At 43.1% G+C, this 26,745-nt stretch carries 27 protein-coding genes; 20 read left to right on the top strand and 7 right to left on the bottom strand.

Features of this window, described 5'->3' with window-relative positions; genetic code table 11:
- The first annotated feature begins 77 nt into the window (after nt 1-77).
- A complete protein-coding gene (locus NG798_RS01175; RefSeq protein ID WP_261219963.1) occupies nt 78-1,511 on the top strand; it encodes a hypothetical protein in 1,434 nt (477 codons plus the stop codon).
- 90 nt (nt 1,512-1,601) lie between these two features.
- Here NG798_RS01175 and NG798_RS01180 read toward each other — a convergent pair whose 3' ends face one another.
- Both NG798_RS01180 and NG798_RS01185 read right to left on the bottom strand, forming a co-directional pair.
- Nucleotides 1,602-1,952 carry a hypothetical protein gene (locus NG798_RS01180; protein WP_261219964.1) on the bottom strand — a complete coding sequence of 117 codons (351 nt, stop codon included), beginning with the start codon at nt 1,950-1,952 and terminating at the stop codon, nt 1,602-1,604.
- A gap of 181 nt (nt 1,953-2,133) precedes the next feature.
- Nucleotides 2,134-2,412 carry a hypothetical protein gene (locus tag NG798_RS01185; RefSeq protein ID WP_261219965.1) on the bottom strand — a complete coding sequence of 93 codons (279 nt, stop codon included), beginning with the start codon at nt 2,410-2,412 and terminating at the stop codon, nt 2,134-2,136.
- Nucleotides 2,413-3,007: 595 nt separating this feature from the next.
- On the opposite strand from NG798_RS01185, the gene NG798_RS01190 reads away from it, so the two are divergent.
- The 6 genes from NG798_RS01190 (at nt 3,008) to NG798_RS01215 (ending at nt 7,958) form a co-directional block, all read left to right on the top strand.
- A complete protein-coding gene (locus tag NG798_RS01190) occupies nt 3,008-3,556 on the top strand; it encodes an RNA 2'-phosphotransferase (RefSeq protein WP_261219966.1) in 549 nt (182 codons plus the stop codon).
- Nucleotides 3,557-3,625: 69 nt separating this feature from the next.
- A complete protein-coding gene (locus NG798_RS01195) occupies nt 3,626-4,831 on the top strand; it encodes an ATP-binding protein (RefSeq protein ID WP_261219967.1) in 1,206 nt (401 codons plus the stop codon).
- Between the two features lie 228 nt (nt 4,832-5,059).
- Nucleotides 5,060-5,767, top strand: coding sequence for a hypothetical protein (locus NG798_RS01200; protein ID WP_261219968.1), 708 nt, complete (start codon nt 5,060-5,062; stop codon nt 5,765-5,767).
- Nucleotides 5,768-5,797: 30 nt separating this feature from the next.
- Nucleotides 5,798-6,709 (top strand): hypothetical protein, encoded by a 912-nt coding sequence (locus NG798_RS01205; RefSeq protein ID WP_261219969.1) that lies wholly within the window; start codon nt 5,798-5,800, stop codon nt 6,707-6,709.
- 24 nt (nt 6,710-6,733) lie between these two features.
- Nucleotides 6,734-7,366 (top strand): ThiF family adenylyltransferase, encoded by a 633-nt coding sequence (locus NG798_RS01210; RefSeq protein WP_261219970.1) that lies wholly within the window; start codon nt 6,734-6,736, stop codon nt 7,364-7,366.
- Between the two features lie 16 nt (nt 7,367-7,382).
- Nucleotides 7,383-7,958, top strand: a complete 576-nt coding sequence (locus NG798_RS01215) for a DUF924 family protein (protein ID WP_261219971.1) — start codon at nt 7,383-7,385, stop codon at nt 7,956-7,958.
- Between the two features lie 137 nt (nt 7,959-8,095).
- Here NG798_RS01215 and NG798_RS01220 read toward each other — a convergent pair whose 3' ends face one another.
- On the bottom strand, nt 8,096-9,022 hold the full coding sequence (locus tag NG798_RS01220) for a TIGR01777 family oxidoreductase (protein WP_261219972.1): 927 nt from the start codon (nt 9,020-9,022) through the stop codon (nt 8,096-8,098).
- A 113-nt stretch (nt 9,023-9,135) separates the two neighbouring features.
- Here NG798_RS01220 and NG798_RS01225 point away from each other — a divergent pair, with 113 nt between their 5' ends.
- From NG798_RS01225 to NG798_RS01240, 4 genes are all read left to right on the top strand, one after another.
- Nucleotides 9,136-10,218, top strand: a complete 1,083-nt coding sequence (locus NG798_RS01225; protein ID WP_261219973.1) for a class I fructose-bisphosphate aldolase — start codon at nt 9,136-9,138, stop codon at nt 10,216-10,218.
- Between the two features lie 125 nt (nt 10,219-10,343).
- Nucleotides 10,344-11,510, top strand: a complete 1,167-nt coding sequence (locus NG798_RS01230) for a pyridoxal phosphate-dependent aminotransferase (protein WP_261219974.1) — start codon at nt 10,344-10,346, stop codon at nt 11,508-11,510.
- Between the two features lie 92 nt (nt 11,511-11,602).
- Nucleotides 11,603-13,060: a class I SAM-dependent methyltransferase gene (locus NG798_RS01235; RefSeq protein ID WP_261219975.1), complete on the top strand. Its 1,458-nt coding sequence runs from the start codon at nt 11,603-11,605 to the stop codon at nt 13,058-13,060.
- 81 nt (nt 13,061-13,141) lie between these two features.
- Entirely contained in the window at nt 13,142-13,858 is a 717-nt protein-coding gene (locus NG798_RS01240) for a diacylglycerol/polyprenol kinase family protein (RefSeq protein WP_261219976.1), read from the top strand.
- A gap of 134 nt (nt 13,859-13,992) precedes the next feature.
- On the opposite strand, the gene NG798_RS01245 is transcribed toward NG798_RS01240, so the two are convergent.
- The 3 genes from NG798_RS01245 to bchM all read right to left on the bottom strand — a co-directional run bounded on the left by NG798_RS01245 (nt 13,993) and on the right by bchM (nt 15,519).
- Nucleotides 13,993-14,142, bottom strand: coding sequence for a hypothetical protein (locus NG798_RS01245; protein WP_261219977.1), 150 nt, complete (start codon nt 14,140-14,142; stop codon nt 13,993-13,995).
- Between the two features lie 221 nt (nt 14,143-14,363).
- Complete coding sequence (locus tag NG798_RS01250) at nt 14,364-14,750, bottom strand: DUF423 domain-containing protein (RefSeq protein WP_317619553.1); 387 nt, start codon at nt 14,748-14,750, stop codon at nt 14,364-14,366.
- A gap of 82 nt (nt 14,751-14,832) precedes the next feature.
- Entirely contained in the window at nt 14,833-15,519 is a 687-nt protein-coding gene (gene bchM / locus NG798_RS01255) for a magnesium protoporphyrin IX methyltransferase (protein WP_261219979.1), read from the bottom strand.
- Between the two features lie 199 nt (nt 15,520-15,718).
- Between bchM and NG798_RS01260 the strand changes: the two genes are divergently transcribed.
- From NG798_RS01260 to NG798_RS01270, 3 genes are all read left to right on the top strand, one after another.
- The gene (locus NG798_RS01260; protein WP_261219980.1) at nt 15,719-15,910 is read left to right on the top strand and encodes a hypothetical protein; all 192 of its coding nucleotides are present in this window, start codon (nt 15,719-15,721) and stop codon (nt 15,908-15,910) included.
- A complete protein-coding gene (locus NG798_RS01265; RefSeq protein ID WP_261219981.1) occupies nt 15,903-16,244 on the top strand; it encodes a type II toxin-antitoxin system PemK/MazF family toxin in 342 nt (113 codons plus the stop codon). The genes NG798_RS01260 and NG798_RS01265 overlap by 8 nt, the downstream gene beginning before the upstream one ends.
- A gap of 309 nt (nt 16,245-16,553) precedes the next feature.
- Nucleotides 16,554-16,883, top strand: a complete 330-nt coding sequence (locus NG798_RS01270) for an antibiotic biosynthesis monooxygenase (RefSeq protein ID WP_261219982.1) — start codon at nt 16,554-16,556, stop codon at nt 16,881-16,883.
- Nucleotides 16,884-16,932: 49 nt separating this feature from the next.
- Here the strand turns inward: NG798_RS01270 and nagA are convergent, their stop codons facing one another.
- Nucleotides 16,933-18,093 carry an N-acetylglucosamine-6-phosphate deacetylase gene (gene nagA / locus NG798_RS01275; protein ID WP_261219983.1) on the bottom strand — a complete coding sequence of 387 codons (1,161 nt, stop codon included), beginning with the start codon at nt 18,091-18,093 and terminating at the stop codon, nt 16,933-16,935.
- An 82-nt stretch (nt 18,094-18,175) separates the two neighbouring features.
- Here nagA and purE point away from each other — a divergent pair, with 82 nt between their 5' ends.
- The 6 genes from purE to NG798_RS01305 all read left to right on the top strand — a co-directional run bounded on the left by purE (nt 18,176) and on the right by NG798_RS01305 (nt 26,737).
- Entirely contained in the window at nt 18,176-18,700 is a 525-nt protein-coding gene (gene purE / locus NG798_RS01280) for a 5-(carboxyamino)imidazole ribonucleotide mutase (protein WP_261219984.1), read from the top strand.
- A 343-nt stretch (nt 18,701-19,043) separates the two neighbouring features.
- Nucleotides 19,044-20,654 (top strand): ammonium transporter, encoded by a 1,611-nt coding sequence (locus NG798_RS01285; RefSeq protein ID WP_261219985.1) that lies wholly within the window; start codon nt 19,044-19,046, stop codon nt 20,652-20,654.
- 246 nt (nt 20,655-20,900) lie between these two features.
- On the top strand, nt 20,901-21,782 hold the full coding sequence (locus NG798_RS01290; RefSeq protein ID WP_263012857.1) for a GDSL-type esterase/lipase family protein: 882 nt from the start codon (nt 20,901-20,903) through the stop codon (nt 21,780-21,782).
- Nucleotides 21,783-22,314: 532 nt separating this feature from the next.
- A complete protein-coding gene (amt, locus tag NG798_RS01295) occupies nt 22,315-23,847 on the top strand; it encodes an ammonium transporter (protein ID WP_317619537.1) in 1,533 nt (510 codons plus the stop codon).
- Between the two features lie 124 nt (nt 23,848-23,971).
- Nucleotides 23,972-25,180 carry a 4-hydroxy-3-methylbut-2-enyl diphosphate reductase gene (locus NG798_RS01300; protein WP_261219986.1) on the top strand — a complete coding sequence of 403 codons (1,209 nt, stop codon included), beginning with the start codon at nt 23,972-23,974 and terminating at the stop codon, nt 25,178-25,180.
- Between the two features lie 591 nt (nt 25,181-25,771).
- The gene (locus tag NG798_RS01305) at nt 25,772-26,737 is read left to right on the top strand and encodes a GNAT family N-acetyltransferase (protein ID WP_261219987.1); all 966 of its coding nucleotides are present in this window, start codon (nt 25,772-25,774) and stop codon (nt 26,735-26,737) included.
- Nucleotides 26,738-26,745: the final 8 nt, after the last annotated feature.

Consider the following 26,745-nt stretch of genomic DNA (forward strand, 5'->3'; position numbering starts at 1 on the left):
TTGTGCGGTGATTTTGTAAACACCGGCAACGCGATAACTATCTCCTGACTACGCTACTACAAAAGGAGGTAAAGGTGATGAATAAGGATGAACGCGATTTGCGTTTAGAAATGCTCAACAGTTTGCTGACAACTCCTCACCGGCAACTGGAAAAAGTAGCAGAAATACACAAGTTAATTGTCGAACTTGACCCGCTTTTTTATGGACATTTAGCGGTGTGGTATCAGCGCAACGGTGATGTGCGTGATCATAAGGAAGTTTTTGTGGGCAACTTGTTAACATCTGCGGTAGTAGAACACCGTGATGCCGGTTTTATGATGCTGCAAGAATTCCCACCTTATGAAGTGGCGAGAATTGTGGATTTTATGAAGAAAGAACAAAATAAAATGCCACGATCTGCGCGTACTGCTGTTACTCGTTATCTGCGTGCTCGTGAAAAAAATCCGCAATTTTTTGACCGTGCTGCGATGCGGGGACGTAAGGCGATGAAGCATCTTTACGCCACGTTGCACATTAAGCCATCAAGTCGTGCAGATGCGGTTTTGTTTAAGAAAAATCCACCGGAAAATAGCCTTGCTTTTGTTTTAAAACAATTAGCAAAAGCGGAAACACCGGCCCAACAAGCTGCTTTAATTGTTGAACATAATTTGCCTTATACGGTGGCAGTTGGTGCGGTTAAGCAAGTTACTCCAACGGTGTTGGTGGCGTTGATTAATTCGATGTCTCCTCAAGAGGTTATTAATAACCTGAAATCTTTGCAAGTTCGCGGTGCGATGGATCACCCGGATGTTAAGGCATTGATTGATCAAAAGCTTGAGGAAGCTGCTAAAAGTGACCGGGTTTCTGCTTTTAAGGCGCGGGTTGCCGGCGATGTTGCTTTGTTGGATGAAAAAACGGCTGCGAAGTTGGAAAATATCACCAATGAGCAAGTTAAAAAGCGTGGCAAAATTGCAAAGTCAACCGCTTTGTTAATTGATAAGTCTGGCTCGATGGAAAATGCTATCGAACTTGGCAAGCGTTTGGCGGCTTTAATTTCGGGTATTTCTGATGCAGATTTGGTTGTTTATGCTTTTGATACGATGCCTTATCCGGTGAAGGCAAATGGTCAAGAATTGAGCGATTGGGAGAAGGCTTTTAAGTTAATTAAAGCAGGGGGTGGTACGAGTTGTGGTTGCGCTTTGGAAGCGATGCGGGTTAAGAAACAGGTGGTTGAACAAATCATTTTGGTGACGGATGAAGGGGAAAATGCTGCACCTTATTTTGCTGATGCTTATACGAGTTATTGCCGTGATTTGGCAGTGATGCCTAATGTGGTGATTGTTCGGGTGGGTTCTGTTACGAATTGGGTGGAAACTCAATTAAAGAAAAAGCAGGTGCCGGTGGAGACTTTTACGTTTGCCGGTGATTATTATTCGCTGCCTAATTTGGTGCCGCTTTTGTCTCGTCCATCGCGTCTTGACTTGTTGATGGAAATTATGGAGACAGCGCTGCCGCTGCGTGATGATAAGTAGGTTTGTGGTGCCGGTTTTTCAAATGATAAAAACCCGGTTTTGTGAAAGAAACCGGGTTTTTTCTATCTCTAGTGAATTAGCAGAAAAAATTTATTCCTTATATTCCCATGTGCCCAACTCGCACATATTGACGTTTAACTCTACCTTGTCGGTATCATCTGACCATTTTGTGTACATATCATAGGTGCAATCTGTGCGGTCATCCGCAATGATCACAGGGATGGTTTCGCGGGGTGGAACGGGTTCGCTTAAAATGTTCTCCCCCCAATTTTGCTGGCTGGAAGGATCAACACGAAAATCTACAATGGTTTTGGAGGTGTTGTTAACAAGTTTGAAAACCAAATCGTCGGTTTGGGTTTTGGCGCTTTGTGCGGGAATGGCAACTGCGGGGATGGCAATTAAGCCGGCAACCAGTAAACTACGCCATGACTTTTTCAACATATTTCAATTCCTCTGAAAGTTCCAAATTTGGGGATTTAATTCAATTAAAACACACTTGTTTGTTTTGTCAAGTCAGGATGGATATTTTTTTCTTTTGCTGACATCTCACTTTCCCCTACTAGAAAATTGGCATCATGTTTTATGCCAACTTTACTAAATAGAAAAGCGGGATTTTTTACTTTTACTCGGTGTATTCGTAGCTTCCGCCATCGCAGACTTCGACGGCTGATTGAATCAGTTCGCCGCGTCCAACAGAACCATCGGGAGCGGGCCCCAAAGTGCCTTTAAAATCATACTTACAATCTGGCCGGCCATCATCAATAGTTACTTTTACTGATTCACCCGGCATAAGAGGTTTCCCCTCTAAAATATCTTCTTCCCAGTTATCTACTTGAGGAGGCGCTGCATAGAACGCTTTCAAGGGGCGGGAAGTTTTATCAACCAAGGTAAAAGTAGCCACGCTATTGTTTTGTTGTGCTTAAGTATTTGGCAAGCAAAAAGACACAACGGGTAAGGCTAAAATACTGCCTTAAGATTGTCTGCAAAGATTTCTTAAACATTTTGTGTTCTTAGTTGAAATGAGAATTCACCAAATTGTAAAAAAGGTTCCCTAAAAAGATAGTGCTGTCAATTGTATCTGCCTTTAGATAGAGGTGTCAATGGGTAAATTGTTAATCTTTAATGAAGTGTTTGCGAAAAATTGTCTGCTGTGGAACAACTCAGACTTACGTTGCGTCTTGATGGGATTTATTGTGTTTTATAGCGGTTACCGCACTAAGGAACCGGCGGGATTTTTTTCTCTAAGTTTTTAGAGCAAAAAACGAGCGATCAAACATCTTTTTGTATTTATTTTGTGAAGATAGAAAAATTTAGGGATTTTTGGGGCCGGCAAAATGGATAATGTTTTGGTTCGCTCGGTTAGACTGATGGCAACTGTATTATGCTATAATACAAAAACCCAGACAAAGGACTGGTGATTAGGGACTGGTAACTGGGGAATGCTCCAATTTTTTTAATCTGGGATGCTAGGTTAATTTTATTGACAAGAAAACAAAATGCTCAGCGAGTCTCGCCTCGTTAAAATAAGTAAATACTTGAGTTACCATCTGCGACACGCGCCAGAAAAACTCGGCCTTAAACTTGATGAAGGGGGGTGGGTGCCGGTGTTAGACTTGTTAGAGTCCGCCAAAAAAGATCAGTTTCCAATTTCCTTAGAAGAGTTAAAACAAGTTGTTGATAAAGATGATAAAAAACGCTATTCCTTTGATTTTACCGACAAGCTGATCCGCGCCAACCAAGGACACAGCATAAAAGTCGATCTACAATTAAAAGAAGCCCTCCCACCGGATATCCTTTATCACGGTACAGGACAGAAAACCGTTGAGTCAATTTTGCATAAAGGTTTATCCAAAATGTCTCGGCATCACGTTCATTTATCCGCCGATATGGAAACTGCAAAAAAAGTAGGAAAACGTCACGGTAAACCGGTTATTTTAGCAGTTGATGCTCAAACTATGTACAAAGCCGGATATCCTTTTTACTGTTCAGATAATGGAGTTTGGTTAGTCGAAAGCGTCCCCCCAGAGTATTTGCAACTTATCTGAATAACCAGGAAAAGCTGTTTGTTTAAAGTTCTTATTTTTTTGCTAAAATAACCGTAAAAAAAGGAAACTATGACCCAGGGATTTTTTGGAAACGACGACAAAAACCTGCAAAACAACCCGCAAAGTAAAGGATTGCTGGGGGCCGGTTGGCGGCCTTTAACCCGACAGTTAGACTGGGAGTATTTATCACATCTGATGGTAAATGACACCTGGGAACTTTCCCAAAAAACAATGGATATGTTTAGCGATATAGCCGATGCTTTAGGGCGACACCAATACGCTTGGTGGGCGAATATTTTAAACGTTTTTTCTGAAAACACCCGCTACCACTTAGATGAATTCTGGAACTATATCACCCCCGAACCGGCATCCCCAGACTATCGGTATAAAGACGTTTTAAGCGTAGAAACCCCGGTGGTACAAATTGTTAGCCGCAACAATATTCCCATTGATTACGTCCTCAACAAACTCCAAGAAATTACGGTTTTAAAAATTTTGGAAATTTTGGGGAAACCCACCATCATCACTCAATATTATTTGGAGCGATATTTCTACTATCCCGTCGAGCGATTTGTAAATTGGGAACGTTTAGAAACCATCGGCACCATATTTGCTTATTGGTCAAAAGATCAAGTTTGGCTGCAAATTGATCGCTATGATCGCGGACGCCGGCAATACACACTAATTGGCAAAAACTTAGCCCCTTTGATCAACAAATCTACCTATAATCTGGCAGTAATTCTCAGCGGTTATAAAAGCCGAGTTGGACAAATTAACAGCCAATATCCCCTGCGCTCATTTCCCGCAGATATTCAAAGCTTTAGCGATAGTATCCAGCAGGCAATTCTTGACCAAAACCAATTAGCTGTACTTGTCTATGGAGACCCCGGCACCGGCAAAACTGTCTGGACTCAAGCTGTCGCCAAAGAAATTTTAGTTCCTCTGGGATTTGTGATTTTCATCCTCGATCACGATGCTGTTGAAAACTTCGTTCCTCCCACTTATTTAGAGCGAATTTGCATCATTATCAACGAAGCCGATAACTTAGCTCAAGATCGTGGTAGTACCGCCGCTATGGGCAATACCAAAACTGAGCATATTTTAAGCTTGTTGGATGGAACGCTTTATCAAAGTGTCATTGATGAAAAAGGCATTCAATCTCAACAAAAGTTTGTCATTTTAATGACTTGTAACACCACAGAAAGACTCGATCCTGCCGTTTTACGAAAAGGTCGCGTTGATTTCACCTATGAATTTACCCATCGCTTTGTGTAATTAAAACAACGTTTTTCTCCGCAAAGAAAAATATCCTCAAACCTTGGGTGCGCTTCTCACCGCACCCCTCCTCTGGTAAAACATAATCCCCCCACGCACCCAGAATACCGCCAAAAAATGATATAACACTAGGTTATAAGGCTTCCCGCCTACCGGCACCGGTATTCACTTCAACGCTATCAAGCTACTGGAAATTGTCAGGTAGCGAAAACATAAGGGGATGATTGTATGGCAAAAGATTTTTCAAAAAAACGCTCAGACCGCTTTGGAATCACCCCCCAATCATTTTTAGAAGATTTTCGTGGAAAAGATCCAAGTACCAGGCGATATTTACTCAACACGATGACTTTGTTTGCGAGTATCTCCCCCGAACAACAGCATCAAATTTTAAATGACCTCATCCAATCGGAACTGTTTATTTTAGCAGAAAAAACCGAGAGATATATGTATGATAATATTAAAGTAATTCTAAGCAAATTTGATATCGATAAAAAACTCAACAAAAAAGATATTGCCGAATATTATTACCGCTATTACCTAATCACTGGCGCTATCCCCGAAAAACTCACCGCTGAATTTCTGAAAATTCTTGTCAATTTTGTTTTGGGAATAGAAATCAGCAAAATGCTATTTTTAATGAGCTTTGTCGAACAGCAGAGATTTTTTGAAATCCAAGGCAACTACTCCACACAAGTCGTCTTATTTTATCGCTATATTCGGCCTATTCGCGCTAAACTCATCAAAGAAAAAGTCATTAACCGCGATTTAATTGGTCATTATTATTATAACCGGCCTTGGCTCGGAGAACATCAACTTTTAGATTATATTTTTGACTTATTTACTTTAGAAAAAGTCATTTTTCTAGGAAGCTGCGCTCAAAACTTTACTTTTGAAAATGAGTATATTTATAAAGCCCCGGATCATTTGGATGAGTAGCCCATTTTAACTTACCTCAAAAGGCAAAATATGAAAAAAATTCAGCAAATTATCAACCAAATTGCCGCAGAAGAAAACCAACTACTGAAAACTCAATTTCTTGCCCCCTGCGTGCTCGGCGGACAATTGCGGACAAAAGTAGCAGGAATGATGTACACTTTTACTCCCAAACCCCGCAACTTTGAAGGCTGGGGAATTTTTCAACCGGCCTCCCCCAAGCAAGCAAAACTCATCGAACAAGCCAGCCTCCCTGAAATAGGAGAATACCTAGAAAAATTTACCCCAATTCGTTTATTTTTAGCTCATGTTTTGCGTGAGCAAACAAATAATGTTTTGCGTGAGCAAACAAATAACGTTTTGCCTCAGCAAACAAATAATGTTTTGCGTGAGCAAACGTGGCTGGCTTATCCTGTTAACGAGTCCGATATGCAGCAGCGCACCGGCATTCTTAAACCCGTCCCCGTTTATCTAGTCAGCGATGGCGCAGCATTTGAGACAATTATTGCGCGCTGGGATGGCAAAAACTTCTGGTATGAAGACACCGACCGCCGCGCCGAAATTGAGCCGGTAGAACACTTAAAAAACGCCCTCAAAAACGTCATTTCTCCCAAACAAATACGTTTCAAAGGCATGACCCCAGAAATGCGAATTGTCTATGAATTAGTCGCCCAAAAAACCCCAGAATTTCAAGCAGAATTCCAACAAGAGCGAGATGAAAAACGCCTCAAAGAAGCCTTAAAAATGGGTGGAGGAACCTTGCAAGAATTCCGCGAACGCCCCGATTATTGGCTCGTAGAATGGACAACCGGCACCGGCGAACGTCACAGCAGCGCCATTTCTAAAACCGACCTCACCGTTATCAGCGCCGGCATTTGTTTAAGCGGAGAAGATCGTAAGTTTGACTTGCAATCTTTAGTAGGAATAGTTGAATACGCAGATTAGCCCTTTGACAAAATCAAAATTCCCATGTCAATTTTTTTGCACGAACAAATTTACAGAACCCCGGAAGTCATGGCGAAAATTAAAAAACTACCCGTGACAATTTGTGGAGCCGGTGCATTAGGAGCAAACCTTACAGAAAACCTAGCAAGAACCGGTTTTTCTAACCTCAAAATCATCGACAGAGATCGCATAGAAGAGCGAAATCTTTCCACCCAACCCTATTATCGCTCAGATATTGGCGCATTCAAAGCCAAAATTCTCAGCAACAGCCTCTATCGCGCCTTGGGGTTAAAAATGGAGGTACAAACCAAAGAATTAACCGCAGAAAATGCAGCCCAACTCATCGCCAAACCCAGCTTAGTTATCGATACTTTTGATAACAGCATCTCCCGCCAAACCGTAAAAGATTATTGTGTAGCAGCAAACCTTGATTGCTTGCACATTGGTTTAGCATCAGATTATGCCGAGGTTATTTGGAATCAAAATTATCGCGTTCCCTCTCCCGTCAATGATGATGTCTGTGATTATCCCTTAGCCAGAAACCTAGTGTTATTGGCTGTGGCTGTCGCATCTGAAATTATTATTAAATTTGCAGCCACCGGCACCCAAGAAAGTTTTACAATAACACTAGGCGATTTTACCATTCAACCTTTTTGAAAGAACGCAGGATATCATGTCAAAAGTTGATGAAATCTTAGAATTTTGGTTTGGCAAATCTTCGGATTCTAACTATGGCAAACGTCGAGAAATATGGTTCACAAAAGATCCGTTGTTTGATGAAGAACTACGCAACCGATTTTATACAGATTATCAATTAGCCACCACCGGCTCACTCGATACCTGGCAAGACTCACCGCGCAGTTGTTTAGCTTTAATTCTGTTGTTAGATCAAATTCCCCGCAATATATTTCGCGGACAAATTGAGGCATTTGGCACTGATTTTAAAGCCGTTGTTGCTGCTCAAAATGCCATTGAAAAAGGCTTTGATAAAGAAATGCTGCCGGTGGAGAGATGGTTTATTTATTTACCCTTTGAACATAGCGAAAATATGGAACATCAACGCCGGTGTATAGAATTGTTTGAGGCGTTAAAAGACGACCCCGAAAGTGGTTATGCCATTGATTATGCCATTCAGCATTTTAAAATAATGGAACGTTTTGGCCGGTTTCCTCACCGCAATGCCATTTTGGGCCGAGAAAGCACCCCCGAAGAAATTGAATTTTTACAACAAGAAAACTCATCTTTTTAGTGGGGCGGGCATCTTGCCTTGACATATCTATAGGGGGCATATTTTGGCATATTTACAGGAGGGATATTTATAGCGGGCAAGATGCCCGCTCCACTATAGGTTTTAAACCAGAAATGTATTCATCCCACCGATGAAATTTAAGCCCCTTTCAAAATATCCTCAAGGGCCGGTTTTACAGTGGAATACTGATACTTAAAACCGCCATTTAATGCACGTTTTGGTAACACTTGTTGCCCCTCCAAAACCACCTGAGCAGCATCACCCAACAACATCTCTAAAGCAAAATCAGGCACCGGCAACCATGAAGGCCGGTTCATCACGTCTCCCATCACCTTACAAAAATCATTCATCCGTACAGGATTAGGTGCCGTCGCATTAAATACCCCTTCAAATTGGGGATTTTTTAATGCCTCAATCATCAAATTTACCAAATCATCGCGGTGAATCCAAGAAAACCACTGCCGGCCACTTCCCAACGGCCCACCGGCATACATTTTAAACGGCAACAACATTTTTGCCACCGCACCTCCCATCCCCAAAACAATCCCCGTCCGCAAAATAACTAAACGAGTTCCTGTCTGTTTTACCTTTTGAGCTTCTGTTTCCCAAGCCGTGCAAACTTGTGCCAAAAAATCATTTCCAGCAGCGCTATTTTCATCAAACGTTGCTGTTTCACTCGCCCCATAATATCCTATCGCCGAAGCATTAACTAAAACCGAAGGTTTCTGCTGTGCTTTAGCAATCGCTTCTACAATTTTTTGCGTCCCAAGTTGACGACTTTCAATAATTTCTTGTTTGCGGGCCGGTGTCCAGCGTTCCTCAGCAATCGGCGCCCCCGCCAAATTTACCACCCCATCGCACCCAGAAATCGCATTCTGCCATTCCCCCGACTGCTTGGGATCATAAACCACCACCTCAACATTAGGAAACGCTTGCGCCGGAAAATATTTCCGTCCCCGTTCTGCATCCCGCGTTAACGCCACAACTTGATGCCCTTCTCCCTGCAATCTCTCAACCAATCGCGTCCCAACAAAGCCGGTGGCCCCTGTAATTGCTACTTTCATAACTTTTGCTTTACTTAACGTTTCTTAATATTCTACCGTCAATAGGGCATTAGGCAGGAGGCAACTATGAAGAATAAATACCTTTGTTAGAATAAAAATTTGAGGATAAACCCATGACAGGCACATTAATAACCCCCTCATCCATTGAAAGCTTACTAGGAAAAGAAGCGGACTATCTCCTCAACTATCAAGCCAAAATCTCCAAAGAAACATTACACCTCCCCGGCCCAGATTGGATTGATAGAATTTGGCAGCAAACAGACAGAAACCCTCAAGTATTACGCAGCCTGCAACAACTTTATTCCAGCGGACGCTTAGCCAACACAGGCTATCTTTCTATGTTGCCAGTTGACCAAGGAATTGAACACTCTGCCGGCGCATCTTTTGCACCCAATCCCATCTATTTTGACCCAGAAAATATCATCAAATTAGCCCTAGAAGCCGGTTGCAATGGGGTGGCGACAACACTAGGAGTATTAGGCAGTGTTTCCCGCAAATATGCCCACAAAATCCCCTTTATTGTCAAAATAAACCACAACGAATTGCTTACCCACCCCAACAAATATGACCAAATCATGTTTGCCAACGTAGAACAAGCTTGGAATTTAGGAGCAGTAGCCGTTGGAGCAACTATTTATTTCGGTTCCGATCAATCTACTCGGCAAATACAAGAAGTCAGCGAAGCGTTTGCTCATGCTCATAAATTAGGCATGGCAACAATACTTTGGTGCTACCTTCGTAATAACGCTTTTAAACAAGTCAAAGACTATCACACCGCCGCCGATCTCACCGGCCAAGCCAATCATCTTGGCGTAACAATTCAAGCCGATATCATCAAACAAAAACTGCCAGAATGCAACAACGGTTACGGCGGAGTTGCAGACGCCACCGGCAAAAAATATGGCATGACTAACGCCAAAGTTTATAGCGAATTAACCACCGATCATCCTATCGATTTAACACGCTATCAAGTGTTAAACTGCTATAGCGGTCGTGCGAGTTTAATCAACTCTGGCGGAGCCACCAGCAAAAATGATTTTGCCGAAGCAGTGCGAACCGCAGTGATCAACAAGCGGGCCGGGGGTGCCGGTTTAATTTCGGGCCGTAAGACTTTCCAGCGTCCTTTCGATGAAGGTGTCAAGCTGTTTCACGCCATACAGGATGTTTATCTCAATCCTGAGATTACGATAGCTTGACAAAAATAAGTTAAAAATTTGAGAATTTAGCAAATTTTCAAATTTCCTTCTAGGGTTTTGGGTTAAAATCCAGTGGAACATAAAAGAAAACTCAAAACTCTACAAATTCCAGACGCAGGGTAACTATGAAGCTGGCAGCACGAGTGGGTAAGGTAACACCTTCTATCACATTGGCAATCGCCGCCAAAGCCAAAGCGATGAAGGCAGACGGAATTGATGTCTGTAGTTTTAGCGCCGGTGAGCCGGATTTTGACACGCCGGAACACATCAAAACCGCCGCAAAACAAGCACTAGATAGCGGCAAAACCAAATATGGCCCCGCTGCCGGTGAGCCAAAATTACGCGAAGCAATTGCCCGGAAACTGAAGAATGACAACAATTTAGACTATGCCGCCGAAAACGTAATTGTTACGAATGGCGGCAAACATTCCCTTTATAACTTAATGATGGTGCTCCTTGATCAGGGGGATGAAGTAATTATTCCTGCGCCCTATTGGCTGTCTTATCCAGAAATGGTAGCATTGGCCGGTGGAGTCTCAGTAATTGTGCCAACAGATGCAGAAAGTAACTATAAAATTACCCCCGAACAACTGCGAAATGCTTGCACAGAAAAAACCCGATTATTTGTTTTAAATTCGCCATCAAACCCGACCGGCATGGTGTACACACCGGAAGAAATTTCTGCCTTAGCAGAAGTCGTGGTAGAAAAAAATATCTTAGTCGTTTCCGATGAAATTTACGAAAAAATTATTTACGACGATGCCAAGCATATTAGCATCGGTTCGCTGGGAAAAGAAATTTTTGAGCGGACAATAATCAGCAGCGGATTTGCCAAAGCTTACTCCATGACCGGCTGGCGGTTAGGATATTTAGCCGGGCCGGTGGAGATTATTAAAGCAGCAAATTCTCTTCAAGGGCATAGTACCTCAAATGTGTGTACTTTCGCTCAATATGGTGGAATTGCTGCCCTTGAAAACTCCCAAGAATGCGTCGAAAAAATGCGTTTAGCCTTTGCAGAACGTCGCAAAGTTATGTATGAAATGCTCAACGCCATTCCCGGCTTATATTGCCCTAAACCTGAAGGCGCATTTTATCTGTTTCCAAACATCAGTAAAACCGGCCTGAATTCAATGGAATTTTGTAATGCTTTGCTGGAAACTCAGCAAGTCGCCACCATTCCAGGGGGAGCTTTTGGTGCCGATGATTGCATTCGCTTATCCTATGCAACCGATCTGGCAACCATCGAAACAGGAATGAGCCGGTTAGAAGCCTTTGTCAAAGGTATAATTTAGAAAAAAAGCAGTCTTAAACAAGTATTAGTTTCAAACTTCATCTTGGGCAAGACTGCCAACTTAAATAAAATCACAAAATGAGAAAAGCCAAAATGGTACAACTAGAAAAACAAGCCAATGATGATTTACTAAACAAAAACACTCTTCAAACAATTAGCCATTATGAGCAAGCAATTGAAGTTAACCCCCATTTAATGTCAAATTATGCACATTTGGGCTTAGCCTATTTACTCCAAGGACAACAAACTGAAGCTGAGGCCATTTGGCTTACAGGAATCAGCCAGGGAACCTCTGAAGAAGCAGATTTACGCAAAGCAGAATTAATCGAAATTTTGATAAGCGAAGCCTCTAAACAAGTCGAAATATTTGACTATGAAACTGCTTTAACCATTCGTCTTTATATTCAAAAATTAGAACCACATAACATCAACAATTTGCTCGGATTAGCTTGGCTTTATATCGAATTGAATAAATTTGAAACCGAAGGACAATCCGCCCTTTTGCAAGCTACACAAGTGCTTTTAAACTCTGCCCAAGCTGAAAAAGTCAATAGCGACTTACTTTTGCGAGTCCTAGAAACCGTCCTCGAAATTAATCCTTATGATGCTTTTATCGAAGTTGGATTAAAATGTCCAAAGCTTGAACGTGAAAACGAAGAAATCAAAAAAATTACCGCAAAATACAGGGGTTTATTTATAAAATTGGGCATTCATCTCTACCAGCAAAAAAGCTTTGCCTCAGCTTTTAAACAATTGCAAAAAGCCCTAAATTTTAAAGATAATATGGCCCCCCATACCCAAGCCGAAATTTTATATATGCAGGGATTATGCTGTGTCAGCCAAAACAAAACTCAAGCAGCAATTCCTTTGTTTGAAGCCAGTTTAAATTTATCGCCAAACTTTGCCCAAGCCGCCAGCGAACTTCAGAAAAACCAATACCGATTAAAAACCCAGTTAAAAGGTTATCAATTTACCCAAGACTGGTTTAGCAGAAATATCCCTGGTTTCCAAAAAAACCTAGAGCGATATGTTAATATTGCCGACATTAAAGCCTTAGAAATCGGTAGTTGGGAAGGACGTTCAACCTGCTGGCTACTAGAAAATATCCTCATTCATCCCAGTGCAGAAATTACTTGTATTGATACTTTTCAGGGAAGTATTGAGCATACAACCTTTTTTAATCAAACTTATATAAACTCAATTGAAAGCCGGTTTGACTTCAATATCCAATTAACACAAGCCGGTCAAAAAGTCAAAAAAATAATCGGCAATTCTCACGAAATTCTGCGAACATTACCTTTAAATACCTACGACTTTATCTATATAGACGGTTCCCACCTAGCCTGTGATGTTTTAGCAGATGCAGTGTTATCGTGGCCAATTTTAAAACTCGGAGGCTTGATGATTTTTGATGATTATGATTTCTCTGTGCCAAACCAACCTACTCAGGATACAAAAATAGGCATTGATGCTTTTTTAAAAGCATTTCAACCCAAGCTGAAAATACTCCAGCAAGAGTATCAAGTCATGGTTGAAAAAATTGCCCATTAATTCATCATTTCGAGGTCATAAATCGAATAAAGTGATAAAACATTCATCTTATTTTTTTGCTCTCTCCCCAGCGTGGCTACCGTGAATGAACTATTACCTGATAGCTTGACCTCAAATTTGTGGGTGCAAATTTCCCTCGTCGCCGTTTGGCTAGGCGGAATTTTGCTAATAGCTGAATCCCTCAATCGCTTTGCCGGCACCGATAGCGAAATTACCCGTAAAATTGTCCATATCGGCACCGGCAACGTTATTTTATTTGCCTGGTTTTTAAACATCCCCGCCTGGGTTGGTATTGGCGCAGCAATTTTAGCCGCTATTGTCACCCTTATCTCTTATCGCTTTCCCATCCTACCCGGTGTCAATAGCATAGGCCGGCAAAGTTTTGGAACCTTCTTTTATGCCCTCAGCATTGGCCTTTTAATTGCCTGGTTTTGGCCCCAAGGCAAACCCGAATACGCCGCCATTGGCATCTTAATTATGACCTATGGCGATGGTTTAGCCGCCATTATCGGTCAGCGTTTTGGCCGCAACAAATATGAAGTTTTTGGCAGCAAAAAAAGCCTCCAAGGAACCCTAACCATGACCATTATTTCCTTTCTTGTTTGTGGCTTAATTTTGCTCACAGTTCAAGGCAATATCCCCCCCACATGGTTAGTCGCCGCCGCTGTTGCCCTCACCGCCACCGGCCTCGAAACCTTTTCTAAATATGGCATAGATAACCTCACCGTTCCTCTCGGAAGCGCCACCATTGCCTATTTCTTAAATCTAGCTTTACTCGCCCATTTTTCCGGCTTCTAAAAAAAATTTGGTGGAGATATTGTCACTCTCCACCATCTAGGTGTTCAAACTCATCTAAAGATTGACAGGCATCGAAAAAATTTAGCCTTAGCTGACATAATTCTCCAGTCAAAATGTGTTCTCCTTAAAGCCCGTCAGTCTGCCCAACGCGAACCTTTATAAGGATCTCCTTCAAAAGGTTGAACGCCAATCATCGGATAAGCATCATCAGTGGGGGTAAAAATCCGGGCAAAAGCCGCCATCAAATAGTTGATTGCATCACTCATCGATTGAGAGAAATTCATAAAGACTCCTCGAATTCGGGATAATTTTGTACCGATTCCTTCGATACTTTTAGTTTATAGCCTTCCCTAAAAATTAGGCTAACTTCTCAATAATTTGATACGATTACCGGCCTCAAATGAGCTATTGTTATGATTAGTTTTCATTCCTTTAAACTTCGTTACGTTTCTTTGTCTAGCTTAATAAAAGCGAGAGTATCTACATCAAATTTTGTAAAAAACCATCAAGATAAACCTTTAAAATTCCAAGCCCCAACCGCCAAACAAACCCAACCAACAATAAAAGCCAAACCACCCAAAGGAGTAATCGCACCCAGCCAAGAAATGCCGGTTAAACTAAGCGCATATAAACTGCCAGAAAAAATAGCAATCCCAGCAATAAAAGCAAAACCGGCAGCCACAAGAAAAGGTTGAGGCTCACCGGCCACCATCAGCAACAACGCCACCAATAACAACGCCAAAGCATGATACATTTCATAACGAGTGCCGGTTTCAAAAATCTCTAAATAACGCTCGCTTAATTTATCCTTCAAAGCGTGAGAACCAAACGCACCCAAAACCACAGACAAACCGGCAAAAACTGCCGCAATTCCCATAAAAACTCGAATCAACATAACTTAAACCTCCAAAACTGAAGAGTGGAATATAGCCCCCAGGCTTGATAAAATGGTGGGCAGAGCCCACCCTACAAAGCTACCGGCGAACCGCTTCCAAAATACGAGAAAAATAAAAACGAGTGCTAGTCATCGACGAACGGTTTACAGAAAAACCATTTGCTTGCAAAATCTTAACAATATCCGCCTCACGATGTTGATAAGCACGAGTAGTTTTACTCGGCCCAGGAAACAACTCTCCCACCTTTTTAAGCATCGACAAAGCCAAAGTTTTAGGCGCAAAACTAAGAATTAAACGAGACTCTGCAAGCGAGCTTAAATGTGCAATCATATCCGCCGCCTTATCCTGCGGATAATGAATCAAAACATCCAAACAAATCACCGTATTGTACCGGCCCGTCAACTTTTCCAAATCTTGCGCCATAAAGGCAATATTACTTGGATTTGACATTGCTAACTGAGACCGTTCATAAGCCTCCAAAACCATTTTTTCCGAGATATCACTGCCATAAACCAGCGCACCCTCCTGAGCCAAAGGAATACTCAAACTGCCAACACCACAGCCGGCATCGCAGACAGATAACCCCTTCAAATTGCCATCCGCCTTCAGCCAACCAACCACAGTATCAACCGTGCGCTGATGTCCTTCACGAATATCTTTCTGGACTTTATTTACTTCGCCATCGCCATAAATACGCCGCCAGCGATCAAAGCCGGTCGCATTAAAATAATCTTTGACAATGGTTTTATCATCAAGTGCGTTCATCAATCTGCTGAGTGCTTAAGGGTTTGCCAAAACTTAATTTACCATAAAAGGCTTTCCGTCGAATCAACCCAATTGATAGGCTGCGATTCAAACCTGGTTAGAGGAGATTTGAGAAACCGGCTTTCTTCGTTAAACTTGGGATAAAATTAGAATTGACTTTAAAACCTGATTTTTCGTAGTAAAACGGGCTCAACTCATAATGAATACCCTAGCTCAAGAAATTCTCAGAAACTTTGATAATTTGCCAGATACCGAACAACGGGCGCTCGCTGTGGAAATATTGAAGCGGTTGGGAAATTTTGACGTTCCACCCCTGACAGACGAGGATTTAGTCCTCAATGCAGAAGAGCTATTTTTAGCATTAGACCAACAAGAAACAGATTATGAGTAGCCCTAACCGAGGAGAAGTCTGGCTTGTCGATTTAGGTTACGCCGCCAAGGTTAGGCCATGTCTTGTGGTGAGTATTCCGGCTTTGATGCAGGATAGAGCCTTAACAACATTGATTCCTCACACAACCAGCCCTAGAGGTTCACGTTTTGAAGTAGAGATTAAAACAAGCTTCCTAAAGCCCGGAGTTTTCGACGCGCAAAACTTGATTACCATTCCTCATGCAAAGCTACTGAGGAAATTAGGTGAATTAGACACGGATCAGTTGTCACAAATTGAAAAAATTTTACGCTTATGGTTAGGCTTTGAAAGCATGGATTTTGATCCAGAAACATAGGATATTTAGTCATAGGATCTCATCACCCTCCTCACCGAAAACCTCGTTATCTGCCATTCAAACCTGGTTAGAGGACATTTGAGAAACCGGGTTTCTGCAACTTTTGCGGCTGAGCAAAGATTCAATTAAAAAACCCGGTTTCTAAACCCCTTACTTTCTTAATTCTAGCAATAACAATAATGGTATCGTAAAATAATACAACAAACAAAAGCCATCCCCCAAAAGCAATCTACCCTATAGCCTTGGGAATGGCCCAAATCGCCGAGCCTATCAATTAGGAAAACATCATCTATAACAGAGGACAAAAAAATGTCAGAATTCCAAGATTTCCTTAAACATAACTACGCCTACGTTGCTATAGGCGAATTTAAACCAGGCCAATTTGAAAAAGCCGAGCAACTTTATGAAAAAGCCGTATCCAACTACGGAGAAGGCTTCAAAGGATCTTATCTCCTACAAGAACCAGGCACAGACAAAGGCATCGCCATCATTTTTTGGGAAAGTCCTGGGGACATGGAAGCCAACCAAACCGAAGCATCCGAAGCCATCATCCACGAAATAAACCCCCTCTTTGCCAAACCCCCAGTCACAGGATTGTATGAAGTCGTTAGCAAAATTTCAGCCAAAAAAGAGGATTAGGGATTAGCTAGAAACCCGGTCTTTTCTAAACACCGGGTTTCTAAAAAACTTAAACTTCCAACCTTTGCCAACTTAAACTTTCCCCAGATTTCTCAAAATTCCAGCGTAACAAATTCGCCGCTCTCCCCACAGAAAAACCAGGCATCCCTAAAGCTTTCCTCGGCGCTTCTGTCGCCAAAAAAATCGCCTTTTCTACCTCACAAATTCCCCATTTAACCAAATTTTGCACCCCCACCAACAGCGGTAAAGTCGTTCCCGCCAACGTGCCATCTGGCAACCGACAAGTACCATTTTTCACTTCAATTTTCCGAGTATCCCAAGGATAAAAGCCATCCGGTAAACCCACCGGCGCCAAAGCATCACTCACCAAAAAAGCACCCCCACAACTACGCAAAAACACATCTAACATCAAAGGCGAAACGTGCTCGCCATCCGCAATAAAACCACACGCAACCCTCGGATCAACCATCGCCGCCGCCAGTAACCCCGGTTGCCGGTGATGTAAACTTGGCATTGCATTAAAAGCGTGAGTCACCATCGAAGCCCCCCATTCAAAAGCTTGCTCAGCCTCGGAAGCAGTCGCCAGAGAATGACCCAAACTCACGATAATATTTTTACTTCGCAAATAAGCAATCACCTCCTCACCCCCAGGCAACTCCGGCGCCAACGTCATCACCTTAACAATTTCCCCATAATCTCCTAAAATTCGCTTGACATTTTCAATATTTAATGGTAATAAAAACTCCGCTGGATGAGCACCCCGCTTTTCAAAATTAAGAAACGGCCCCTCCAAATGAACTCCCAAAATTTTCGCAGTTTCCCCCTCTTTTTGCCGTTCCATAAACTCAGCCAAAACTGCCAAAGACCGCTGAAAATTATCAACAGAAGTCGTTACCAAAGTAGGCAAAAACCCATCCACCCCCTGCTCCCACAAAAACCGGCATATATCCTCTAATTTCTCTGCATTTTCCTCAGACAAATCAGGAAAAGCCAAACCCAAACCGCCATTAATTTGCACATCAATACCGCCCAAAGAAACCCAATCACCCCCAACATCCAAAACTTTAAAATTGCCGGATATTCTATCAGCAGACTCCACCGGCTCAATGTGCGAAATCATCCCCAAATCATCTATAAAAATAGCTTGTAACCCTGCATAACCAGGCACACGAGCATTCAAAACCTTTATCTTAGAAACACTTAATGGCATAGTAGATTGAGTTTAAATAATCAATAATTGCCAACTGTCCTACAGGCCAGAATACCTGAGAGCACAGTTTAAAAATACCACCATGACCCAACCCCAAATCGGTATTATCATGGGCAGCGACTCGGATCTGCCCACCATGCAAGCAGCTATTGAAGTCTGCGAACAATTTAACATTCCCTGGGAAGTCGCCATTGTTTCCGCCCACCGCACCCCGAATCGGATGGTAGAATACGCCCAAACAGCGCATAAACGCGGCATAAAAGTCATCATTGCCGGTGCCGGTGGGGCAGCCCATCTGCCCGGAATGGTTGCCTCCCTCACCCCCCTGCCGGTTGTTGGCGTACCCGTCACCACCAGACAACTGCAAGGCGTAGACTCGCTTTACTCAATAGTTCAAATGCCCGCCGGCATCCCCGTCGCCACCGTCGCCATCGGCAATGCCAAAAACGCCGGCCTGCTTGCCATCCAAATTTTAGCCACCGGCCAACCAGAACTTTTAGACCGCGTTCAACAATACCGGCAAAGTCTCAACGATAGCGTTATGGAAAAACAAAAACGCCTTGACGAAATTGGCTATCAAAAATATCTGCAAAACATGGGACAATAAAAAGTTTTTGCGGCTGACTGAGAGCTTTATTTAGTCAGCCATCAAAACCGGCTTATCAAATAAAAAGCTCTAAATGTAACTGATTATACAGCAGCCTTTAATCAGAATTGCTGCAATCGAGAGATGAGTCTTAGGAATTTTAAGATTTATTAACTTGGCTGGCAACCCAAGCCAGGAAAACCTGCAAAGCGAGCTATTGCAAGCCACGCAAAACAAAAAGACAGCCCCCCCTCCAATTCACACAAAAAACCCGAAAAACAATAGCGGTCGCATTCTCTGATTTAATGAAACTTGCCTCAGTTCCAATTTAGATTTCTATCGCGTATCAAGCTATAACCTGCTGATGAACTATAAACGAACGCCCAAAAAAAACTTGCCAACAAAAAGCCAGAGGTGGAACATAATTTTTTCACCCTTGGGCAAATCTTTTAAACAATTGCAAATTGCCATCGCCCGCCTAGCGCCGACTTGGCAAGCTTGCATTGTTTTAGCCACCCTGATTTTCCTAGCCTGGACAGCCGCCAGCGTCGCCCAAGATGCCCCACCGGCCCTACCAATCCCAGCCGCCCCAGATGCCGCCGCCGCAACAGCAGCAGGCCCGACAACAGCCGACCTCAAGGTGGCAATCGACACGATGTGGGTAATGGTTGCCGCAATGCTGGTGATCTTTATGAACGCTGGTTTCTGTATGTTAGAAACCGGCCTCTGTCGGCAAAAAAACGCCGTCAACGTCTTAGCAAAAAACCTGATCGTCTTTGCCCTCTCCACCCTTGCATTTTGGGCGATTGGCTTTGGCTTGATGTTTGGCGATGGCAATGGCTTTATGGGTATGAATGGCTTTTTCCTGGCCGGCCCCGACAACAGCCCCGCCACAGGAGATGCCTACAATGGAATCTTTGACGCCCTCAACTGGACAGGGGTACCCCTGGCAGCCAAATTCTTCTTCCAGCTTGCCTTTGCCGGTACCGCCGCCACCATCGTTTCCGGTGCAGTCGCAGAACGCATTAAATTTGCAGAATTCTTAATTTTCAGCCTTTTGCTGGTTGGGTTTTCCTACGCCATCACCGGCCACTGGATCTGGGGTGGTGGTTGGCTGTCTGTTGCCGCCCAAAAACCCGGTTTCTGGGACTTTGCCGGCTGCACAGTTGTTCACTCGGTAGGCGGTTGGGCAGCTTTGATGGGTGCTTCCATTTTGGGGCCCCGCATCGGCAAATATTACAACGGCCAGACTGTCGCCATGCCTGGTCACAATATGAGTATCGCTACCTTGGGTTGTTTGATTCTCTGGCTCGGTTGGTTTGGCTTTAACCCTGGTTCCACCATGAGCGTTACTTGGCAGATCGCTCACATTGCCGTCACAACTAATATGGGTGGTGCTGCCGGTGGTATTGCCGCTACCATTACCGCTTGGCTTTATCTGGGTAAACCGGATCTCTCGATGATTATTAACGGCGTTTTGGCCGGTTTGGTGGCTGTGACTGCCAGTTGTGCTTTTATCAATATTCCCTCTGCTGTGTTGATTGGTGCAATAGGTGGTGTGTTGGCCGTCTATGCAGTGCCTTTCTTTGACAAACTTAATATTGATGACCCAGTGGGTGCTCTTTCTGTTCACTTGGTGAATGGTATCTGGGGAACTTTGGCAGTTGGTTTGTTTGCTGTTGGCCCTGGTGCAAGAATTGGCGAACAAGTTTTGTATGAAGAAGGCTATGGGCCGGCTGCCGGTTTGTTGATGGGTGGTGGTTTAACCCAACTTATCCCCCAAATTATCGGCATCGTTACGGTGGGTGGTTTTACTGTCCTGCTGTCTACGATTTTTTGGTATGCGCTGAAATCGATTTTCGGTATTCGTGTCAGCGAAGAAGAAGAAAAGCAAGGTCTGGATATCGGCGAACACGGTATGGAGGCTTACAGCGGTTTTGTCAAAGATAATCGCGGTATGGCCGGTGGGCCTTAGTCTTTGTTTTTTATTCACTTTGATTTGCCCTTCCCCCCCTCAAAAAGGGGGATTTTTTTATTGATATGGCTCCTCCCCTCCTTGGGACGGCTTGCCCATATTGGCTCAACTGTCGTAATCTATTGAGAGATTCTGTGCCGGCAGTTGTTGTTGGAAATTTAAACCAAACTTTCCGCACAATTCCAAAACCGGCAACTACCTCCTCAAACAAGCGTGCAGGCTTGGGAGTTTCAAATCGTGGAGCGATTGCAAATAAAATCTCTTCGCAACCCTGTTGCGTCTCTTCGTTCCCCAAAAGGCAAAAAAATAGCCGTTTCTTGGGCAAAGCTTTCTTTGTTAACCAATGTATTACTTTTGGTAACAGTGTTTTTGTTGCTTTATAAAGACAGTCAAAAACCGGCCCCCAACCAAACTGCCACCATCAACATTCAAGCAAAGCTTGAACAACCCCCAGCCGGTCGTTCGTTTGGCTCGCGTCAACAGTGGACTTATGACCAATGGGTGGCTCAGTTAGAGAGAGAAGCCGGTGTAATGGCAGACAATCCTCCCGAACGTTTAGCTATCTTGGCAGGAGATTCGATTAGTCTTTGGTTTCCTTCTTCTTTGTTGCCGGCAAAAGTTACTTGGTTAAATCAAGGCATTTCTGGTGAAACTAGCGAAGGATTATTGCGACGTTTACCAATTCTTGACCGCACAAAACCTGAAGTTGTTTTTGTGATGATTGGCATTAATGATGTGCTGCGCGGCTTTACTGATGAGCAGATTTTAGCTAACTATCGCTCAATTATTCAAGATGTTAAATCAGTACATTCTGATGCTCAAATTGTGGTGCAATCAATTTTACCCCACAGTGGTGCTAAGGCAACTTGGGAAGGCCGCGACCGTTTATTAGAAGTTCCCAACAATCGCATTTTAGAACTCAATCGACAAATTGCTACAATTGCGGCAGAAGAAAAAGTTAAATATCTCGATTTGTTGCCTTTGTTTGCCGATGCAGAAAGCAATCTGCGCCTCGATTTGACGACTGATGGTTTACACTTAAATGATAAAGGTTATTTGGTTTGGGCTTCGGCATTACAGCTTTTTAGCCAAATGGAATTAAAATCTCCAGAACCCCAACCAAATTAAATCAAAAATCTTTATATTTTTCTGTTATTCTTTGGCCGGTTTCACAAAATCGGTTCTTTTAATCGGTTATTTTTGACGAAAAAACCTCATCCCAGATTCGATGCCAGATGAATCCTTTTTGTGGATGGGCTCTTACTACCGCTTCGGTAAGGCAGGCAAGATGCCTGCCCCACTGATATACTATATTTCTTTAAAACAAGTTTCATAAACCCAGCAATCAGCAGACAAACCATCTGTGGAGCAGGCATCTTGCCTGCTATCCATCTGCGGTTAAAAAACTTCCCCATCCTACCCACCGATCCAAATTAAAAAGTTTTTTAAAAATGAAGTTGATTATAGCTTAAAACTCTACCCAGACTAATAGAAACTTAACCAAAACTTCAATTTTGTATTTCAGCAACCGCACCAAATTTAACAAACTTATAAACTTGGCTATCCAATTTTGTATCATAGAATACCGAAATATCCATCTAAAAATTGATGCAATTCATAGTCATCCATAGAAGAAAACAAAGGCAACAAAGGTAGGAACGTGATTAAAAAGTTACTAACAGGGGCGATAGTGGCAGTATGGGTGCTGCTTGTGCCGCTCATTGGCAATGCACTCTCTCAAGATCAACCAACTGCAACACCAACAGTACAGGCTTCCCCATCCCCAGAAACCAACGCCACACCGGCACCCGGACTCTCGGCACCCAACGCCACCCCATCCCCCACACCGGCACTCACCACACCGGCCACAGGTGAACAAGCAGCCCCAGCCGCCGCAGAAGGCTCAAAAATTGACACCGGCGATACCGCTTGGATGTTAGTTTCTACCGGCCTGGTGATGTTAATGACACCTGGTTTAGCCTTTTTCTATGGCGGTTTAGTGCGTTCTCGCAACGTCCTTAACACCATGATGATGAGTTTAATTCTCATGGCGGTGGTAGGTGTAACTTGGGTACTGTGGGGTTACAGTTTAGCCTTTGATACTTCTATTAAAGCCCCAGAATTTGGCCAAGGCATTGAAGCTTTTATTGGTGGTTTTGACTGGATACTTTTAAACAACGTTGCCGCTAATGCACCCGATCCTGTAGGCTATGCTCCCACGATTCCGCACCAAGTTTTCATGGCTTATCAAATGATGTTTGCTATGATTACCCCTGCCTTAATTTCTGGGGCAATTGTCGAACGTATTAGCTTTAAAGCTTATTTCTGGTTTATTTTGCTGTGGTCAACTTTTATTTACTCCCCCCTAGCACATTGGGTTTGGGGCAGAGGTTGGCTGGCTGCAATTGGTTCTTTAGACTTTGCCGGTGGAACCGTTGTTCACATTAGTTCTGGCATATCTGCGGTGGTGGCTGCTTGGATGATTGGCCCCCGCAAAGACTTTATGGTAAAACCTCATGCCCCTCATAATGTACCCTATGTATTGTTAGGCATTGGCTTGTTGTGGTTTGGCTGGTTAGGTTTCAATGGCGGTAGTGCTTTAGGTGCCGGTGGTTTGGCAGCGGTCGCAACAGTAACAACCATCATTTCTACGGCTGCCGGTGGTTTAACTTGGGTGATTTTAGAATGGGTACTGCGTGGCAAACCTACTGCTGTTGGCATTGCGAGTGGCTTTTTGGCGGGATTGGTTGGCATTACCCCAGCCGCAGGTTTTGTGGCTCCCATTGCAGCAATTTTAATCGGTTCTATTACTTCTGTTTGCTGTTTCTTTGCCGTAAGTTTGCGGGCAAAATGGCAGTTTGATGATTCTTTAGATACCTATCCTGTGCATGGTGTCGGCGGAACAGTTGGGGCAATTCTCACCGGCTTTTTTGCCAGCAAAGGAATTAATGAATTTGGCAATGATGGCTTGTTTTATGGCAATCCGGGGTTAGTTGTTACGCAACTTGTGGGCGTTATTGCAACTTACATTTTTGCAGCCGTTGGCACTTTTATTATTCTCAAAATTCTTGGTGCTGTAATGGATCTGCGTGTCAAGCCTATGGCTGAAGATCAAGGTATCGACATCAACGAACACGGCGAGGAAGGTTATGGCGAGGAATTTGCTTCTGGTCTGAGTTTAGCTAAAGAGTAAACTTTCCTAACTGTTCTATCCTATCTGGTAGGCTGGGCTTTGCTCAGCTTATTTTTTTGTGATTATTTTTTTGTCAATCCCCAAAAAAACATAAAATCAAAGAAAAGAAAACCAAAACAGGGATATGGATACAAAAGCTTTCAAACGGTCACTGCAACAGTCAGAAAACTACTACCGTAAAGGATTTGGCCATGAGGAAGAGGTGGCCGGTGTCATGCAGTCAGCTTATCAAAGTCCCCTCATCCAGCAAATTCGAGACAATAATTACACTTTAAAACGCGGTGATGTGACCATTCGGCTGGCTGAGGCTTTTGGTTTTTGCTGGGGAGTTGAGCGGGCGGTGGCCATTGCTTATGAAACTCGTACTCATTTTCCCACCGAACGCATCTGGATTACTAACGAAATTATTCATAATCCCTCGGTAAATCAGCATTTGCGGGAAATGCAAGTTGGGTTTATTGAAGTGAAAGGGGGAAATAAAGATTTTTCTGTGGTTGAAAAAGGCGATGTGGTAATATTACCGGCCTTTGGCGCGACGGTTCAAGAAATGCAGTTACTTAATGATAAAGGTTGCACAATTGTAGATACCACTTGCCCTTGGGTTTCTAAGGTTTGGAATAGTGTTGAGAAGCACAAAAAAGGCGACTTTACTTCAATTATTCATGGGAAATATAACCATGAGGAAACTTTAGCAACGAGTTCTTTTGCCGGCACTTATTTGATTGTGCTTAATATGCAGCAGGCGGAATATGTGGCTAATTATATTCTGCATGGCGGTGATAAAGAGGAATTTTTGGCAAAGTTCAAAAAGTCTATGAGTGCCGGTTTTGACCCAGATAAAGATTTAGAAAAAGTTGGCATTGCTAATCAAACCACAATGCTGAAAAACGAAACCGAGCAAATGGGTAAGCTTTTTGAGCGGACAATGATGAAAAAGTATGGCCCTGACAAGTTAAATGAGCATTTTTTGGCGTTTAATACTATTTGTGATGCGACGCAAGAACGACAAGATGCGATGTTTAAAATTGTCGAAGATCAGCTTGATTTAATGATTGTGATTGGCGGGTTTAATTCTTCTAATACAACCCATTTGCAAGAAATCGCTATTGAGCGAAATATTCCCTCGTATCATATTGATTGTGCGGAGCGAATTGTGAGCGAAAAGTCGATTGAGCATAAACCGTTAAATCGGGATTTGGAAGTTTCAGAAAATTGGTTGCCGGCGGGGGAAATTGTTGTGGGAATTACTTCTGGGGCTTCGACTCCTGATAAGGTTGTTGAAGAAGTGATCGAGAAAATTTTTGAGATGAAAGCTGCACCGGCAATAGTTTAATTTCTATTCGCTTTTCTCTACGCCATCTTGCCCTCCCCGTCAGTGGGGAGGGAATTTAAAACTTTTCCAATCATGCTCGGTTCGGTTATCACTGAGGTCAGTTATAAAAACTTGTGCTAGGTTAGAGCTACGATTCCAATTAAACAAAAATTCCCCCCAGGGGGTGGCTAACTTCACTAGGATTTAACCAAAAATCGGATTTTTTAAACAAACGTTAACCAATAGATAACTTAAAGCAACGGGGCGTAACTCAGCCTTGTGATAAAGTGAAGGCAACCGGCCAGAAAACCCCTAAAGAAGCGGGTGGAAATTTCCCCCAAATCGAGGTGAATTAATCTTCTATTACCATTACCAACTTAGGCTGCAAAGGCTTTACGAACAAAAATACAGAGGATTGCTGAGACTGTTATCCGCAGATAGTGGTTAGCGGGATAGCTGCTGTTTGCAATTGAAAAGCGGGATTTTTCTAAAAATGCCTCCAATGGGCGCCAAAAATTCCTAGCTATTTCCTCCAAAAAGAGGAAAATTTTTGCCTATTTAATAACAGTCTCAACCCTAGTAAAAAGCCGAAAAACCGGCAAAAACATTTGTATGAATACGCTAATGATGCGTCCCTATTTGGGAAAATCAGACATAAAAGCCATCGCCGACTTAGTAAACACTTGCGATCCAGTCGGACAATTAGATAAAGATAAGTCTGTTGCGGACTTAGAAATGGAGATTGAGCAGCCGTTTTTTGAGCCTAAAAAAGACGTGCGTTTGTGGGAAGACAACAGCGGTAATTTGATGGGTTTTGGGCACATTTCTCGACCTCAAGCAAAAGAAGCAATTGACGGTTATCTATATTTCTATGTTCACCCCAGGGCACATCAAGAAAGTCTGGAAGCAGAAATTATCCGCTGGAGTGAAAGGCGAATGAGACAACTGCAAAAAGAAAAACATCTGCCGGTGAATTTGCGTTCGAGTAGTCGAGATGATTTAAGAGATCGTTGCAGTTTGTTAGAAGAACACAACTTTAAAGTTGACCGCAGTTTTTTCACCATGTCTCGCCGGCTGGATGAAGAAATATCTACCCCTCAATTACCAGAAGGTTTTAGCCTGCGTCCGTTGGCCGGTGAAACAGAAATAAAAGCATGGGTAGATTGTTTTAACCAATCGTTTATCGACCATTGGAATCACCACGAATTAACCCTTACAACGGCAAAGTTTTGGTTTAACGATGCCCAATATAGGCCAGATTTAAACTTAGTCATTGTCGCCCCCAATGGCACCATAGCAGGCTTTTCTTATGCCAGTATTTACCCGGAACAAAACAACCGTCTGGGGACAAAAGAAGGTTGGATTAACTGGTTAGGTACTTCTCGAAATTTCCGTAAAATGGGTTTAGGAAAAGCCGTATTGCTAGGTTCAATGCAGGCTTTCAAAACAGCAGGAATGGATACCGTAAAACTAGCAGTTGATGCCGATAGTCTCACCGGCGCCACGCGACTTTATGAGTCTGTCGGTTTCAAGCCGGTGCAAACCTGGTTATCTTACGTCAAGCCGGTTATTTCTTAGGACGATAT

The organism is Ancylothrix sp. D3o (assembly GCF_025370775.1).
Lineage (GTDB): Bacteria > Cyanobacteriota > Cyanobacteriia > Cyanobacteriales > Oscillatoriaceae > Ancylothrix.

What these genes read in the sequence shown, in the direction of transcription:
- NG798_RS01260 (WP_261219980.1), top strand. Translation starts at nt 15,719, where the DNA reads ATGAATACCCTAGCTCAAGAAATTCTCAGAAACTTTGATAATTTGCCA.
- NG798_RS01210 (WP_261219970.1), top strand. Translation starts at nt 6,734, where the DNA reads ATGTCAATTTTTTTGCACGAACAAATTTACAGAACCCCGGAAGTCATG.
- NG798_RS01225 (WP_261219973.1), top strand. Translation starts at nt 9,136, where the DNA reads ATGACAGGCACATTAATAACCCCCTCATCCATTGAAAGCTTACTAGGA.
- NG798_RS01190 (WP_261219966.1), top strand. Translation starts at nt 3,008, where the DNA reads ATGCTCAGCGAGTCTCGCCTCGTTAAAATAAGTAAATACTTGAGTTAC.
- NG798_RS01300 (WP_261219986.1), top strand. Translation starts at nt 23,972, where the DNA reads ATGGATACAAAAGCTTTCAAACGGTCACTGCAACAGTCAGAAAACTAC.
- NG798_RS01265 (WP_261219981.1), top strand. Translation starts at nt 15,903, where the DNA reads ATGAGTAGCCCTAACCGAGGAGAAGTCTGGCTTGTCGATTTAGGTTAC.
- NG798_RS01245 (WP_261219977.1), bottom strand. Translation starts at nt 14,142, where the DNA reads ATGAATTTCTCTCAATCGATGAGTGATGCAATCAACTATTTGATGGCG.
- NG798_RS01285 (WP_261219985.1), top strand. Translation starts at nt 19,044, where the DNA reads ATGAACTATAAACGAACGCCCAAAAAAAACTTGCCAACAAAAAGCCAG.
- nagA (WP_261219983.1), bottom strand. Translation starts at nt 18,093, where the DNA reads ATGCCATTAAGTGTTTCTAAGATAAAGGTTTTGAATGCTCGTGTGCCT.
- NG798_RS01220 (WP_261219972.1), bottom strand. Translation starts at nt 9,022, where the DNA reads ATGAAAGTAGCAATTACAGGGGCCACCGGCTTTGTTGGGACGCGATTG.
- NG798_RS01205 (WP_261219969.1), top strand. Translation starts at nt 5,798, where the DNA reads ATGAAAAAAATTCAGCAAATTATCAACCAAATTGCCGCAGAAGAAAAC.
- bchM (WP_261219979.1), bottom strand. Translation starts at nt 15,519, where the DNA reads ATGAACGCACTTGATGATAAAACCATTGTCAAAGATTATTTTAATGCG.
- NG798_RS01230 (WP_261219974.1), top strand. Translation starts at nt 10,344, where the DNA reads ATGAAGCTGGCAGCACGAGTGGGTAAGGTAACACCTTCTATCACATTG.
- NG798_RS01270 (WP_261219982.1), top strand. Translation starts at nt 16,554, where the DNA reads ATGTCAGAATTCCAAGATTTCCTTAAACATAACTACGCCTACGTTGCT.
- NG798_RS01235 (WP_261219975.1), top strand. Translation starts at nt 11,603, where the DNA reads ATGGTACAACTAGAAAAACAAGCCAATGATGATTTACTAAACAAAAAC.
- NG798_RS01195 (WP_261219967.1), top strand. Translation starts at nt 3,626, where the DNA reads ATGACCCAGGGATTTTTTGGAAACGACGACAAAAACCTGCAAAACAAC.
- purE (WP_261219984.1), top strand. Translation starts at nt 18,176, where the DNA reads ATGACCCAACCCCAAATCGGTATTATCATGGGCAGCGACTCGGATCTG.
- NG798_RS01175 (WP_261219963.1), top strand. Translation starts at nt 78, where the DNA reads ATGAATAAGGATGAACGCGATTTGCGTTTAGAAATGCTCAACAGTTTG.
- NG798_RS01215 (WP_261219971.1), top strand. Translation starts at nt 7,383, where the DNA reads ATGTCAAAAGTTGATGAAATCTTAGAATTTTGGTTTGGCAAATCTTCG.
- NG798_RS01200 (WP_261219968.1), top strand. Translation starts at nt 5,060, where the DNA reads ATGGCAAAAGATTTTTCAAAAAAACGCTCAGACCGCTTTGGAATCACC.
- NG798_RS01180 (WP_261219964.1), bottom strand. Translation starts at nt 1,952, where the DNA reads ATGTTGAAAAAGTCATGGCGTAGTTTACTGGTTGCCGGCTTAATTGCC.
- NG798_RS01305 (WP_261219987.1), top strand. Translation starts at nt 25,772, where the DNA reads ATGAATACGCTAATGATGCGTCCCTATTTGGGAAAATCAGACATAAAA.